Origin of the sequence: Caballeronia udeis (assembly GCF_044909315.1) — a bacterium.
Classification (GTDB): Bacteria; Pseudomonadota; Gammaproteobacteria; order Burkholderiales; family Burkholderiaceae; genus Caballeronia; species Caballeronia udeis_A.
In genome coordinates this window covers 132,716-145,998 of record NZ_JBIYEB010000017.1, presented here as the reverse complement: position 1 = coordinate 145,998, position 13,283 = coordinate 132,716, and the positions used below count along the sequence as shown (strand labels likewise).

Here is a 13,283-nt window from a genome sequence, read left to right as displayed (position 1 = left end):
CGAATACGCCGTCGACCGGATAGAGCAGGTCTAGCTGTCGGCGAGCGTGTTTTGGAGTTGTCATCTTCGGCCGGCGAGCCCCTATAATCAATCAATGCCAATATTGAGAATGTTCTAATTATTAGAACGCTGAGAACGCCGGGAAGACTGAGTGATGGCCGACAACCTGACAGAAAGCAGAATCGTCTATTTTTTCGAAGCCGTTCGTTGCGGGACCATCCGCGCCGCCGCCGACTGGCTCGACGTCGCGCCGTCCGCGGTCAGCCGGCAGATCGGCTTGCTCGAAACGGAGCTCGACGTTGCGCTGATCGAGCGGCACGCGCGCGGCGTCAAGCCGACGGAAGCCGGCCAATACCTGATCGAATATTTCCGTGAACAGCTCGCGCATAAAGACGACCTGATATCGCGGCTTCAAGAACTGCGTGGGCTGAGAACCGGGAACGTCAACGTGATCCTGGGCGAAGGTTTCGTGTCCGATGTCCTGGCCGGACCCATCCAGCATTTCTGCAGGCAATATCCCGGCATCAAGCTCAATCTGGATCTCGGCAGCACGAACGACGTCATACGGCGAGTCTCCGAAGACGAAGGCGAGATCGGCCTGGTCTACAACCCGCCGGGCGATCCAAAAATTGTGTCTCGCGCGATCAAGCGCCAACCGATGATGGCGATCGTCAAGCCGAACTTCCTGCGGGGCAGCAAGACGAAATCCATGAGCGTGCAGGAGCTGGCCACCTACCCGCTCGCGGCGACCCATCCCACCTACGGCACCCGCCAGATGCTTCAGGCAGTCGAGTTCGCGGAGAAGATTCGCCTGGAACCGGTTGTCACGACCAATTCGATCGGCCTCCTGAAACAGTTCGCCATGTCAGGGCTCGGCCTGGCTGTGCTGCCCGCGTTCGCCGTGACCATGGAAGTGGAGGCGGGCACCCTCCTCGCCATCGAGATCGATCATCCGATCCTGATGAAAGCCGAGGCGCATCTGGTTACGCGTGTGGGGCGGAAATTGTCGGTGGCTTCGAACAAGATGCTGCAATTGATGTCGTCGCAAATGCAGGCGTTCCGGTAGCGCGGTGTGTGCGAAACCACGTCGCTCAGCATCTAATTTTTAGAACAATTTTGCCCATGCCGGGCATCGCTTGTTCAATTTTCGCGGTGGACACTGTCGTGACAGGAGACAGACCTTGATCAACATAGATCCCGCTACGCTTTGGCAAATCATCCGCGCAGAAGCGGAACACGAAGCGCAGGCCCGACCCGCCATGCAGCCATACTTCGACGCGTATGTCCTGAGGCACGACACACTCGGAGACGCGTTCGCTTCGTTGCTCGCGGCCGAACTGATGCGCTCGGACACCACCTTGCCCGACATGGCGGCCGAGTTCGGCGCCGTCATCAGGCAGTCCGGCAGCGACACAAGCGCCGCTGCCGACGTGCACAAGATCGCCTCGTCCAACCCGGCTTGTCCTAACGCGCTGACCGCGTTTTTATCGTTTCGAGGGATTCACGCCATCCAGTCTCATCGCATCGCGCACGCTCACTGGCTTGCCGGCGAAAAGACGTTCGCTGTTCTGCTGCAGAACTGGTGCGCGAAGTCCTATAACGTCGACATCCATCCGGCGGCCAGGATTGGCCAGGGTCTGTTTGTCGATCACGCAATGGGCATTGTGATTGGCGAGACCGCGGTTGTTGAAGACGAGGTCAGCATGTGGCACGGCGTCACGCTCGGAAGCACGTTTGCCGAAGCCGGAGACCGGCACCCGAAAGTGCGTCGCGGCGCAACGCTTGCCGCTCACGCGATCATTCTTGGCAACATCGAGATAGGTGAAGGCGCGGTCATTGCGGCGGGCAGCGTGGTTCGCTCGTCGATTCCCGCCGGCATGGTCGCGGCCGGGGTACCCGCGAAGGTCATCAAAGCGGTTTCCGGTACCTATGCCGCCATCACCGCTCCCTCTTTTTCCAATAAATAGGATAACAAAATGATTCCGCCGCATCAGCATCGACTGGGTATCGACCATCCGGTAGTCTCTGTCAGGAATCACCCGGCGGCCGTCGAGCGTTATATCAAGCTCGGTTTTTCGCCGAGTCCCCTCTCGTATCACCCCTGGGGTTCGGTGCTGACGCTGATGATGTTCGAGAATAATTTCATCGAACTGATTGGTGTTGATGACGCCTCGAAGTTCGGGACCCATGCCGTTGATGGCTTCTGCTACGGGCGCACGCTAGGCCAGTTCCTGGAACGCTCGGAAGGCCTGGGATTGCTCGCTCTTCATAGCAAGGACATCGAAGGCGATTTTGCCGCCGTCAAAGCCACCGGGCTGCCCGTGCAGCAACGAGTGGACTTCCGGCGCAAGCTGATCAAGGCGGACGGCACGCCCGATGAAGCCGTTGTCTCGCTCGGCATGGTGATGGACCCCGACCTGGGCGATGCGTCCAACTTCCTGTGCCAGCAACATCGCCCGGAGTTCATCTGGCGGAAGGATTGGCAGGATCATCCGAACGGCGCGAATGCAGTCAATGAGGTGATCTATGTCGCAGGGGAGCCCGGGCTGCTCGAGGTCCGGTGGGCCAAGTTGTTCGGGGCTGCGAACACGTCATGGGTCGACGGTCATGTTGAAGCTGACACGGGTTGTGGACGCGTAGTGGCGTTGACGCCATCGCAGGCACGCGAGCGTTTTGCCTGCGTCGGTTTACCGGTGAGCTACACCGATAAACCCCACGGCTTCGCGCTGCAGATACGCGTTCGCGACTTACGCGCCGCCGAACGCATCCTGTCGGAAAACGGCGTCATGCATGGAGAAACCGCGCGCGGCGTTGCCGTCGCTCCCGAAGCGGCCGGCAATACGATCATCGAATTCGTCGAGTGACCGGAATTCGGCGCGCAGTGGTTTTGCCCATGCGTGCTTCGCGTTCTGCGTTCTGCTATCAATGCGGTTTGCTTTGAGCCCGCTTCGCTGCACGGCTCTGTGGCGCGGGGTCCGGATTCCTGTTGACAGCGGATGTGCTCGTATTGCCCCGGTTCGGAATCGCGATGGTGGCTGAATCGGTATCGAAGAACGACGCCAGCGTGGCCTGCTGAGTCAGCATCAATTGCTCGATGCGCTGTTGCTGCACCGTGTTTTCACGCGCCAGGCGAGTCAGCGCAATGGTCTGCGCCACGCCCGCCGCAACCGTCACAAGCAGCACGCAGATTACGATCATCAAAACGGTTTTTACCCGCCGCGACAAGACCGCGGCCGCGCCGCGCTGGTCCGCTATCACGGCATACAACGCGTCGATAGTGTCCGCGTACGTGGTTGCGCGAGCGGTATCGAGTTCCGAGGCCTCGCGGGAGGCCGCCTGAGGGGTGTTTGAGGCGCTTGGGCGGGTTCGGCGGTCATCGCCGATCAATGCCGCCGCCAGCGATTGCGGCGGCTCGCGATGCGGGTTTGCTGCGGCTCGAGCAGTTTCGCGCAGAGTAGCGGACGGGGGGGTCGCCGGCTTTGGGGCGGGCGTGACGCTCGTGACGGGCGCGTCAGACGTGGTGCTCGCGGCGCCCGGCTCGCCCTTCTCTGCCGCCGTCTCAACTTCGGGCGCGAAGGCAACCGGTGACGGTCCAGTCATCGACACGTTGCGCGCAGCACCCCTGGCGCGTGCCGCCGATGCGCGCTTGCCGGACCCTTGCCCACGCCCTTCTCCCGATACCGCCATAGCCGTTGCTCCCTGCATACCATCGTCCAGCGGTTCCGGCTGAACCGGGCCGGCAACCACGCCATGGGTTTGGGTTGCGACAACATCGTCGAACATGAGGTCCAGCGTTGCGGCGTCGGCCGTCTGGTTGTCGGTTTGCATCGCCGCCGCGTCATCGCGCAGCGCTGCGACGCTCGATAACGCCCCGCCGCGCAACGGCCGCGCCGACGCCGGCACGCTGTCATCGGCCGGCACAGCAGCCATGAAAACTTCGGGCAATTCGAAGCCTGGCAACGAAGTTTGGCGGATATCGGTATTCAACGCCTGGAGCGTGGCGCGCTCCGCGTCTTCGGCAAACAGATCGAGCGTGGGCGCGCCGTAGGGCGCCCGGCTCAGCTGCGCGAGACGCTGCGCCGAGCGCGCGGCACGAGCGAGCTTCGCATCGGCATCCGATTCAGCCGGACGACCGGCAGATGTAGTCATAGAAGCAGAAGCAGGAACGCTGTGACGCGAACCGGCGGTATCAGCAGGATCAGCAACTTGGCGAGCGGGATTGACGGCGGAATCTGGCATAAGTCGATGATTGACAGCGCGCGGCCAGACGCGACCCGGGCGGCTAACAACACGCCCGATGAAGCGGCCCGGCCCGGCGCCTCGCAACGGAAAAGCGGCTGCATGGGTTTTCGAGGCCGCATTGTCGCATGCCTGCACGCCCGGGCGACGGACGCGCAGGGTCTCAGGCCGGTCCTTCTTCCTTGAATTCGCGCACGGTTTCCAGTGCGCGCAGCCGCGTGCAGATCGCTTCGTATTCATTCGACGATACTCGCGAAAGCTCGATCTGCACTTCATCGAGATCGGGGGAATCGTCGCTTTGCTGGACCACGAACTGCTTCACACGCACGCTGCCGGCGCCCAGCACCTCGTGCAGCGCATGAAAATTCAGCGTCCCGCGATCGACGAGCAAGGTCAATTGGCGGCGCTGTTTCACTGAAATGAAACGCCGCTCCAGCGGCTTGATGCCGGCGAGGATAATCAGAATGATGGCTGTCGCCGCGATCGACGCCGTGTACATGCCGCCGCCAACCGCAAGCCCGATCGCCGCCACAGACCAGAGGCTGGCCGCGGTGGTGAGGCCCCGGACAATCTCGCCGCGCAACAGGATCGAACCCGCGCCGAGGAAACCGATTCCCGACACGACCTGCGCCGCGATCCGCGACGGATCGAGCACGACGTGATCGCGGCTGAGAACATCGAAGAAACCGAACGCCGACACCATCATGATCAGCGTCGAGCCGACGCACACCAGCATGTGTGTCCGCAGCCCGGCGGCCCACGACAGCCGTTCGCGCTCGAAACCGATCACGCTGCCGAGCGCCGCGGCCAGCACCAGGCGGGAAATGAGTTCTACGTTGCTTAACATGAGTGGATTTGCTCCTTATAAGTGTTCTGTGATGGGATGATGGCGCGGCGCCCATGTAAAAACGGCCGCGGACAAACCGCCGTTGTGTCGAAGCGCGGGCGTTTTGATTTATCCTTGGTGCCCCGCATCGGGTGGCGCACTGGACAGGTTCCACGCACGCCGCCGCGCTCAACTGCCAAACGCAACTACCATCGGTAAGCCGTATGCACGACCCAGATCCAACCGCCGCCACACCTCCAAGCGCCACCGCCCTCCGAGCGCACTATCACCACGTTGTGCTGCCAATCTGGCGTGGGCCGGGCTTCAACACGGTGTTGCGGCTGGCATTCGAGGCGGTCGCCGAGGACGGCCGCACACCCTTGCCGCCACAGCGCTATCGCGCCATGGCCTGCGCGCGGCAGCTATTCGTGTTCTCGCAAGCGGGCGATATCGAGCACGCCGATACACTGTTCGCTTCGCTTCGGACCTATTTTCAGGACACGAAAAACGGCGGTTGGTTCTATAGCGTCGACGCAAGCGGCGCGCCGCATGAGCGTCACAAGGACCTGTACACGCACGCATTCGTGATTTTTGCGTGCGCGGAGTACGCGAAACGGGCCGGCGCGGCAGCGGCGAAGGAAGCGCTGGCGGTGCTTGAGGAAACGTCGGTGGTGATTGAACGGCGGATGGCAATCAGCGGCGGTGGTGGGGGCGGTGGCGGCTTGTTCAGTTCGGCCATGGCGGAAGATTTTTCCACGGTGCTTGGGCCGCCGCTGCAAAACCCGCTGATGCATCTGACCGAAGCGTGGCTCGCCGCCCGTGAGGCGACTGCGGATCCACGGTTCGATCGGCGGCTGGAAAAGCTTGCAGCCGCGTTCGCACGAGCTTTTGTGCATGACGAAACCGGTTGCATCGCGGAATTGACGATCGGCAGCGCCAATAACTGGCTGGAACCAGGTCACCAGTTCGAGTGGCTATTTCTCGCAGAAGCCAGCCGGCACCCGGCTTTCGATGCAGCAGGCCTGAACCGGGCGCTAGTTCGCGGGTTCGATTTCGTCCAGCGGCACGGAGTCGATCCGGAGACCGGCGGCGTAGCGGCGTTGCTGAACGAACAGGGCGGCGTGATCGATTCGACGCAGCGCATCTGGGCCCAGACCGAATATCTGCGCGCCCTCGCGACGCATGTTGACGAGTCCGCGCGCGCACAACTGCCGGCGCAGATCGCGCGTTTTGCCGGACGTTTTCTTCGATCGCAAGGGTGGATCGAGAGCCAGTCGGCAGAAGGCCTGGTCATGCGTGCCGAATTGCCGTCGACAACGCCTTATCACCTGGCCACCGCCTACGCCGCGTTGCCCTGACAACGCACACCCAGCGCCTGGTGCTCTCGCGGAATCAAATGCCTCGCCAAGCCGCGAGGCATTTTTCATTGCGGCCGGAGAAATCAGCGCGATGCCGAACGGTTTGCGCGCTTTCGTTTCAAATCGCAGAGAAAGTTCGTGCAAACCCGGTAATTTGTCCTCGATTTTGAGATCGTCCTTGCGGAGTGACCATGCGCTACCTACAGTCTTGTGCAGGACCGCGACGAAGGCTCCTGCCCCGATGCGGATTGTGGGACTCACGCTGACTGGACCGAAACCAAGTGTAGGAGTGTCCGAATGGCCGAAATTGTCGATATCGCACGGGGCGCATTGAATGCGCAGCCGTTTAGCGCCTTGCTGGGTACGAAGCTCATGCAGGTCGACTCCTCGAGTCTCACGCTGTGTCTGACCATCCGCGACGAACTCAGGCAACAACACGGTTTTGTGCACGGCGGCGTAGTGAGTTATCTCGTCGATAACGCGTTGACCTTCGCTGGCGCATTGCGCCTGGGACCGAAAGTGGTCACGGGCGAATACAAGATCAATTATTTGCGGCCCGCGGTTTCCGGCACGTTAATGGCGCGTGCGCGCGTGGTCTACGCCGGGATGACGCAGGCGACCTGCCAATGCGACGTGTATGTCACCGACGGCGGCGCCGAACGGCTCGTGGCGGTCGCACAGGGAACCATTCACCGGATCAGCGAAATGGCTGCGGAGCTTGAGCCGGTCTTTAACGAGTGAATGGGGGTGCGGGCGCCGGCTTTATGCGCTTAAAGGTTAATACGATGGCAACATTGCAGCCCTGACCGCTGAGCCATCGCCGTGAACCTGCTGTAAAAAAGGTCGTTCCAACCACCGTTGGAACGACTTTTTTTAAGCGCGCCGGCCCGGCGTTAATTTGCTGGCCGGCTTGGCTGGTTGTGTCGCAATAAACCTTATTTCGCGTCCACAGTACGCTGCTGCTGCTCGCCCAGGCCCTGGATCCCGAGCCGCATTGTTTGTCCGGCCTTCAGGTAGACCGGCGCCGGTTTGACGCCCATGCCCACGCCCGGCGGCGTGCCGGTGGAAATAACGTCGCCCGGTTGCAGGCTCATCACCTTCGACAAATACGACACCAGCGCGGCCACGCCGAACACCATCGTCTTCGTGCTGCCATTCTGGTAGCGATGTCCGTCCACTTCGAGCCACATATCGAGTTGCTGCGGATCGGCGATTTCGTCTTTCGTGACCAGCCAGGGGCCGATCGGGCCGAAGGTATCGAAACCCTTGCCCTTGTCCCATTGCGTGCCGTGCTCGAGCTGCCATTCACGTTCGGAGACGTCGTTGATCACGCAATATCCGGCGACATAATCCAGTGCGTCCGCTTCGCTGACGTACTTGGCTTCCTTGCCGATCACCACGCCGAGTTCGACCTCCCAGTCCGTTTTCTTCGAGTTGCGCGGAATTTCGACGTCGTCGTTCGGGCCGCAAATAGCGCTCGTCCACTTACCGAAAAGCACCGGCTCGGCCGGCACGGGCAGGTTCGATTCGGCTGCGTGATCGGCATAATTCAGTCCGATGCAGACAAACTTGCCCACGCTTCCCACGCACGGGCCAATGCGCGGTTCGCCCGGCACTTCGGGCAGCGAGGCCGGATCGAGCGCGCGCAATTTGGCCAGCGTGGCGTCGGACAGCGCCGCGCCGGCAATGTCGTCGACCACCTTCGACAGATCGCGAATCTTGCCGTTCTGATCCAGCAAACCCGGTTTTTCCTGACCCTTCGGCCCATAGCGCAGCAGTTTCATCGTGAGTGATCCTTCAGTTTTCAGGTTTTGATTCGGTTTCGAGATGTTCAGCTCAAGCGGCTGTTTTGATCGGGTGAAGTCGCTCGAGTTTGCTTTCGATCGTTTGCGGTTAAGTGAATCGGCCGGTCGCGAGCGACGATTCAACGGAGGCGGATTACAACCATAGCATCGCGATTCCTTCAGGTCCCACGTCACCTGCATGACGCCTTCCGCGTACCGCGGTCACGAAATCTCGCGCGGCTTTCACGCCAATCTTTTTACCATTCTCTGCTTTCGTTGCAATTGCAGTTGAGGAATTCCGGGTATACCGCGCTCATTCTTCATGCGTTTTACTCAACTTTCACAGCCGATAAAACTCGCGCGCGGTGTCCCCGAAGATCGACTGCTGGGCAGACGCGTCAAGGTGTGACGTCAATTGTCGCGCCGCGTCAAACCAGTGTGAATAGTCACCGTTCAGGTTCAGCACCGGCCAGTCGCTGCCCCACATCAGCCGCTCAGGCCCAAAACGATCAAGCAGATGATCGACATAAGGCTTCAGTGTGGCAACAGACCAGCCCGGCGCGGCTTCCGTCGCGAGACCGGACAGTTTGCACACCAGCCCTTGTGGCAGCGCGGCCAATTCCGCTATGCCGTCCGCCCAGCTTTGCCAGGCCGCATGACCATCCTTGATTTGCGGCTTCGCACCATGGTCGACAACAATTCGCAGCTCAGGAAAGCGCGCCGCGAACACCTTCAACGAGGGGATATGGCGCGAAAATATCAGTGCATCGAAAGCGAGGTCGTTTTTGATCAGCGCGCGAATTGCCGGAGCGAGAGCCGGATTTTCGATCCAGCGATCATCCGGCAGGTCCTGCAGCATCGGACGCACACCCTTGAGCTTGGGCTCGCGCGCCAGTTCGTCGATCAGCTCCACGCTGTCCGGTGCGTCAAGCGGAACCCAGCCCACAATGCCGGCGACAGAGGCGTCGTCACGAGCGAGATCAAGCAGATAGCGCGTTTCATCGACTGTAGGCGCAGCCTGCACCACCACCGTCCGCGCAACGTGCACGGCTTCGCGAAGCGGCTTCAGGTCATTGGGACCGAAAACCCGGTACAGGGTCTGCAGCTCGGGCGTCAACCAGCCATAGTCGCCACGCGACGGATCCCAGAAGTGCTGATGTGCATCAATTCGTTCAGCGCTCATGACTTGCCCGCGTCGGTGTGATCGGTGCCGGCTCGATCCAAACGTGGCACAGGCGCGGCACGATGCAACAAACCAGCCGCTCGCAACTCGTCCCACAAAGCATCAGGCAACGGATCGGCGAACGAAGCCGCGTTCAAGCGCACTTCCTCAGGATTTCGTGCGCCCATCAGGACCGTGGCCACAACTTTATGCGCATAAGGAAACTGCAGGGCCGCGCTCGACAAGGCGACGCCATGCGCACGGCATATCCGTTCCAGCGAATCGACTCGTTCGATAATCAACGGCGGCGCATCGACGTAGTTGAACTTTCGGTTGTCCGCATTCCGCGTTGCATCGGACGTCAGTCCTCGCGCGAGAATGCCCGAATTGAACGCCCCGCCCAGAATGAGGCTGACACCGCGCTTCTCGCATTCAGGCAGCAAGTCGTCGAGTACCGCTTGCTCCAACAACGTATAACGTCCCGCCAGCAACGCGCAATCGATGTTGAATTCCGCCATCACGTCCAGGATGGCCGCGCCTTCGTTCACACCGAGTCCAACGGCCTTTACGCCACGCGATGTGCGCAGTTCATCCAGCGCGCGGAAACCGCCTTCGTCCGTCAGTTGCCGCCAGTAGCGCGCGTTGTTGTCGCCGTGCGTGACGCGGCCGATATCGTGGATCAACACAATGTCGATATCGACAATACCCATGCGCTGCTGGCTGTCTTCGAACGATCGAAGAATGCCGTCGTAGGTGTAGTCGAAAATTGCCTGGAACGGCAGCGGGTCCGACCAGCCTTCGCTGCCATCGTAAGGCGTGGTGCGCGGGACAAAATGACGGCCGACCTTCGTCGACAACACGTAGTCCTCGCGCGGGTATCGGCGCAACGCATCGCCCAGCCTGTGCTCGGCTTTCGTGTGGCCGTAATGCGGAGCGGTATCGAAGAAACGAATGCCGCTTTGCCACGCAGCGTCCACGGTCGCTTGCGCGTCAGCCTCGGAAAGATCGTGATACAGGCCACCCAGCGGTGCAGTGCCCAGCGACAACGCCGTGACTTCCAGCGAGGTTTTGCCCACTTTGCGCTTTTTCACAACGGGATTTCCTGTGATCGGGTTCATTGTGTCCGCCTGAGGAGTTGGACTGCTGCGTTAGACCAATAAATCAGGTTCAGATCGAGGTAATCGCTACCGCATACCGCGGCGTCGCGTTCGCCGGCAGGCACGCCGGACCAACCGGCTCAAAAGTCTTGTAGGTCAGGATGAACTCCTGATGACCGAGGGACTCCGACTTCGACGCGGCACCGGACGCCACCCGCACGGTGGCATCGAATACTTCACGGCCGACTTCATCGAGCGTCGCACGACCTTCCAGGATGCGGCCCGCATCCACATCCATGTCGCCCGAGAGATTCCGATATGTCGCCGGATTGGCGCAAATCTTGATGACGGGCGAAATGGCCGAGCCGACCACCGACCCGCGTCCGGTTGTGAACAGGATCACATGCGCGCCGCACGCAATCAGTTCGCCAATTTCCGCGTTGTCGCTAATGTTCGGAAAGCCGAAACGCGGTTCGCCGTCGGGAACGACGTCAAGCAGATACAAACCGCCGACGGGCGGAATGTCACCGGGTTTGATGATTCCCACAATGGGCGATGCACCGCTTTTCGCATACGCGCCAAGTGACTTTTCTTCCTGCGTGGTGAGACCGCCATCTGCGTTGCCGACCGCGAACGAACCGTGTCCCATGGTCGAGTAATAGCGGGCGGCCTTGTCTACGCACGCGACAATTTCACGACCCAGTTCGGGGCGCGCAGCCCGGCTTTCCATGTGGAATTCGCAGCCAACCAGCTCCCCGGTTTCCTCGAAAATGCAGGCGGCGCCGGCGTCAATCAACGCATCGAACGCGCGGCCCACAGCGGGATTCGCCGTAATGCCGCTCGTGCCGTCCGAACCGCCGCAAATCGTGCCGACGACCAATTCGTCAAGCGCCATTGGCACCTTCGGTTGTTGCGCAAGCACCGCGCGTACGTCGCGAATCCAGTCGATGCCATTCTGGATCGTGCTGCGCGTCCCGCCCTTTTCCTGGATCGTCAGGACCTCGGCCGGGCGGCCGCTCGCGCGCACGGCGTCGACCAGATAGTGCTTGTTCATGCTCTCGCAGCCAAGCGAGACGAACAGGACCGCGCCCACGTTCGGATGCGTGGTCAGCCGCTTCATCATCTTTTCGGCATAGCCGTTCGGGTAGCAACCCGGAAAGCCGATCAAGTGAACCGGAGGTTCCCGCTCGGCCGTGGGGTCGTCAAAGGCGTCGAACGCCGGACGAAACTGCGTGACGATTTCCCGTGCGACGTGATGCGCGCATTCGACGAGATAAGCGACCGCGATTACATTGCGGATGCCCTTGGCGCCATCGGCGCGCAGGAAACCTTGAAGCAGCGGAGTGGTGGTGGCCGTCATTGGCTTAGCGGTCCCGGTGATCCACGAACGCATGGCCGGCGTCGTGGGTGTACGTCGGCAGATAGTCGCTCTCGAGATTGTGGGTATGCAGATGTTCGCCAGACTGAACGTCCGACGTCACATGGCCAATGATCGCGCCATACCGAAGCACTTTTTCATCGGTCCGCAACGCGCGCCGCGCAACTTTGTGCCCAAGGTCGATGGTCTTCGCAAGCGTGACGATCTCCCCTTCGATCTGCACACGCTCCCCGGCTTCCAGGCGAGCGCCCGCTATCAGGCAATTGTCCTGCGGGCTTTGCAGAATGAGCCGGGCGTCGGTGGGCTTGGGAGGGGCTTGCTGCACAGAAACTTCCTTGAGAACGGACGGCATTCGGGCGGCATTCAAGCGGTCGTGTGAGCCATGCCGCGGGTTTGCATCAGTACAATCATTTATCAGTGAACGTATTATTCATATGCGGACAAGTCGAAGTCAAGCTAAGTGCGCCGCTGAGCGGTCCGTGTTTTCCCTTAGCATCTTGCTTTTAAGCGACCTAACTGAAGGCCATCATGCAGGCAGACGATCTCACCGACGCCGACCGCTACCGGGCACCCGCGCTGGATAAAGGTCTCGATATCCTCGAACTGCTCGCCGAGCAAAAGGATGGGCTCACGCGTGCCGAGATCACGAAATCGCTCGGACGCAACGCCAGCGAGATGTACCGGATGCTCGAGCGGCTGGTCGCGCGGCAGTACGTGGTGCGCTCGCCCGCGGGAGACCGCTACTCGCTCAGCCTGAAGTTGTATGCGCTCGCGCACCGGCACCCGCCGATGAACCGTCTGATTGCGGAAGCCTTGCCGGTCATGCAGCGTTTCGCCGATCGCGCAGAGCAGTCGTGTCATCTCGCCGCCTATGACCGCGGCAATCTGCTTGTGATCGCCCAGGTCGACGGGCCGGGAACATGGGGGATTTCAGTACGGCTCGGCGCACGGGTTGGATTGATCGATACCGGTTCGGGGCGCGTGATCCTCGCGTTTCAGAGCGCCGAGCAGCGGGCGCATATGCTTGCGGAGCACACGCGTGTGAAGGGTGAATCGGCGCTCGATCCGCTCGCGCTGGAAAATGCGTACCGGCAGATTCGTGCAGATGGGTTTCTCCATAAGGAAAGCCAGCAAACCTTCGGCGTGATGGACGTGAGTTTCCCGCTGCTCGGCCCGTCGGGCCAGGCGATTGCGACGCTGACGTGTCCGTATCTCAGGCGTATCGACGAATACGTGGCGCCATCCATTAGCGAAGTAAGCGCGCTGCTGGGCGAAGCGGCGGCGGCGCTGTCGATGTTTCGCGAACCGGAGGTGGAGTTCGGCGATTCGCGAGATTCGAGCGCGGCATAGACCTGGCAGAAGGCAGCAGATTCGGCAGCAGATTCGACGATCGGATCCGGTTCGGGATTCGGCAGGCTGCAGATCCGCGCGACGCGTTA

Annotated in this window: 14 protein-coding genes; 6 read left to right on the top strand and 8 right to left on the bottom strand. The window is 61.1% G+C overall.

From position 1 onward, the window contains the following. Positions 1 to 154 precede the first annotated feature (154 nt). The 3 genes from ABH944_RS25725 to ABH944_RS25715 all read left to right on the top strand — a co-directional run bounded on the left by ABH944_RS25725 (position 155) and on the right by ABH944_RS25715 (position 2,864). On the top strand, positions 155 to 1,066 hold the full coding sequence (locus ABH944_RS25725) for a LysR family transcriptional regulator (protein WP_404610174.1): 912 nt from the start codon (positions 155 to 157) through the stop codon (positions 1,064 to 1,066). 115 nt (positions 1,067 to 1,181) lie between these two features. After that, positions 1,182 to 1,967: a serine O-acetyltransferase EpsC gene (gene epsC / locus ABH944_RS25720; RefSeq protein WP_404610061.1), complete on the top strand. Its 786-nt coding sequence runs from the start codon at positions 1,182 to 1,184 to the stop codon at positions 1,965 to 1,967. A 9-nt stretch (positions 1,968 to 1,976) separates the two neighbouring features. Beyond that, positions 1,977 to 2,864 (top strand): VOC family protein, encoded by an 888-nt coding sequence (locus ABH944_RS25715; protein WP_404610062.1) that lies wholly within the window; start codon positions 1,977 to 1,979, stop codon positions 2,862 to 2,864. 58 nt (positions 2,865 to 2,922) lie between these two features. Here the strand turns inward: ABH944_RS25715 and ABH944_RS25710 are convergent, their stop codons facing one another. From ABH944_RS25710 to ABH944_RS25700, 3 genes are read right to left on the bottom strand one after another with little or no spacing between them, the layout of a single operon-like run. Beyond that, a complete protein-coding gene (locus ABH944_RS25710) occupies positions 2,923 to 4,149 on the bottom strand; it encodes a hypothetical protein (RefSeq protein ID WP_404610063.1) in 1,227 nt (408 codons plus the stop codon). Further along, positions 4,146 to 4,343: a hypothetical protein gene (locus tag ABH944_RS25705; RefSeq protein WP_404610064.1), complete on the bottom strand. Its 198-nt coding sequence runs from the start codon at positions 4,341 to 4,343 to the stop codon at positions 4,146 to 4,148. Before ABH944_RS25705 ends, ABH944_RS25710 begins: the two co-directional genes overlap by 4 nt. Before the next feature lie 59 nt (positions 4,344 to 4,402). Further along, positions 4,403 to 5,086 carry an MgtC/SapB family protein gene (locus ABH944_RS25700; protein ID WP_097268931.1) on the bottom strand — a complete coding sequence of 228 codons (684 nt, stop codon included), beginning with the start codon at positions 5,084 to 5,086 and terminating at the stop codon, positions 4,403 to 4,405. A gap of 203 nt (positions 5,087 to 5,289) precedes the next feature. Here ABH944_RS25700 and ABH944_RS25695 point away from each other — a divergent pair, with 203 nt between their 5' ends. Together ABH944_RS25695 and ABH944_RS25690 are read left to right on the top strand one after the other, a co-directional pair. Continuing rightward, a complete protein-coding gene (locus ABH944_RS25695) occupies positions 5,290 to 6,423 on the top strand; it encodes an AGE family epimerase/isomerase (RefSeq protein WP_404610065.1) in 1,134 nt (377 codons plus the stop codon). A 297-nt stretch (positions 6,424 to 6,720) separates the two neighbouring features. Beyond that, on the top strand, positions 6,721 to 7,164 hold the full coding sequence (locus ABH944_RS25690) for a PaaI family thioesterase (RefSeq protein ID WP_062085280.1): 444 nt from the start codon (positions 6,721 to 6,723) through the stop codon (positions 7,162 to 7,164). Between the two features lie 194 nt (positions 7,165 to 7,358). Here ABH944_RS25690 and ABH944_RS25685 read toward each other — a convergent pair whose 3' ends face one another. The 5 genes from ABH944_RS25685 to ABH944_RS25665 all read right to left on the bottom strand — a co-directional run bounded on the left by ABH944_RS25685 (position 7,359) and on the right by ABH944_RS25665 (position 12,169). After that, a complete protein-coding gene (locus ABH944_RS25685; protein WP_404610066.1) occupies positions 7,359 to 8,207 on the bottom strand; it encodes an ureidoglycolate lyase in 849 nt (282 codons plus the stop codon). Between the two features lie 340 nt (positions 8,208 to 8,547). Next, on the bottom strand, positions 8,548 to 9,390 hold the full coding sequence (locus ABH944_RS25680; protein WP_404610067.1) for an amidohydrolase family protein: 843 nt from the start codon (positions 9,388 to 9,390) through the stop codon (positions 8,548 to 8,550). Next, positions 9,387 to 10,487 carry an aldo/keto reductase gene (locus tag ABH944_RS25675; protein ID WP_404610068.1) on the bottom strand — a complete coding sequence of 367 codons (1,101 nt, stop codon included), beginning with the start codon at positions 10,485 to 10,487 and terminating at the stop codon, positions 9,387 to 9,389. The genes ABH944_RS25680 and ABH944_RS25675 overlap by 4 nt, the downstream gene beginning before the upstream one ends. 49 nt (positions 10,488 to 10,536) lie before the next feature. Further along, the gene (locus ABH944_RS25670) at positions 10,537 to 11,826 is read right to left on the bottom strand and encodes a UxaA family hydrolase (protein WP_404610069.1); all 1,290 of its coding nucleotides are present in this window, start codon (positions 11,824 to 11,826) and stop codon (positions 10,537 to 10,539) included. A 4-nt stretch (positions 11,827 to 11,830) separates the two neighbouring features. Continuing rightward, positions 11,831 to 12,169, bottom strand: coding sequence for a UxaA family hydrolase (locus ABH944_RS25665; protein ID WP_404610070.1), 339 nt, complete (start codon positions 12,167 to 12,169; stop codon positions 11,831 to 11,833). Between the two features lie 203 nt (positions 12,170 to 12,372). Between ABH944_RS25665 and ABH944_RS25660 the strand changes: the two genes are divergently transcribed. Further along, entirely contained in the window at positions 12,373 to 13,194 is an 822-nt protein-coding gene (locus tag ABH944_RS25660) for an IclR family transcriptional regulator (protein WP_404610071.1), read from the top strand. Positions 13,195 to 13,283: the final 89 nt, after the last annotated feature.

What these genes read in the sequence shown, in the direction of transcription:
- ABH944_RS25660 (WP_404610071.1), top strand. Translation starts at nt 12,373, where the DNA reads ATGCAGGCAGACGATCTCACCGACGCCGACCGCTACCGGGCACCCGCG.
- ABH944_RS25705 (WP_404610064.1), bottom strand. Translation starts at nt 4,343, where the DNA reads ATGCAGCCGCTTTTCCGTTGCGAGGCGCCGGGCCGGGCCGCTTCATCG.
- ABH944_RS25710 (WP_404610063.1), bottom strand. Translation starts at nt 4,149, where the DNA reads ATGACTACATCTGCCGGTCGTCCGGCTGAATCGGATGCCGATGCGAAG.
- ABH944_RS25715 (WP_404610062.1), top strand. Translation starts at nt 1,977, where the DNA reads ATGATTCCGCCGCATCAGCATCGACTGGGTATCGACCATCCGGTAGTC.
- ABH944_RS25670 (WP_404610069.1), bottom strand. Translation starts at nt 11,826, where the DNA reads ATGACGGCCACCACCACTCCGCTGCTTCAAGGTTTCCTGCGCGCCGAT.
- ABH944_RS25695 (WP_404610065.1), top strand. Translation starts at nt 5,290, where the DNA reads ATGCACGACCCAGATCCAACCGCCGCCACACCTCCAAGCGCCACCGCC.
- ABH944_RS25690 (WP_062085280.1), top strand. Translation starts at nt 6,721, where the DNA reads ATGGCCGAAATTGTCGATATCGCACGGGGCGCATTGAATGCGCAGCCG.
- ABH944_RS25700 (WP_097268931.1), bottom strand. Translation starts at nt 5,086, where the DNA reads ATGTTAAGCAACGTAGAACTCATTTCCCGCCTGGTGCTGGCCGCGGCG.
- ABH944_RS25725 (WP_404610174.1), top strand. Translation starts at nt 155, where the DNA reads ATGGCCGACAACCTGACAGAAAGCAGAATCGTCTATTTTTTCGAAGCC.
- ABH944_RS25680 (WP_404610067.1), bottom strand. Translation starts at nt 9,390, where the DNA reads ATGAGCGCTGAACGAATTGATGCACATCAGCACTTCTGGGATCCGTCG.
- ABH944_RS25675 (WP_404610068.1), bottom strand. Translation starts at nt 10,487, where the DNA reads ATGAACCCGATCACAGGAAATCCCGTTGTGAAAAAGCGCAAAGTGGGC.
- ABH944_RS25685 (WP_404610066.1), bottom strand. Translation starts at nt 8,207, where the DNA reads ATGAAACTGCTGCGCTATGGGCCGAAGGGTCAGGAAAAACCGGGTTTG.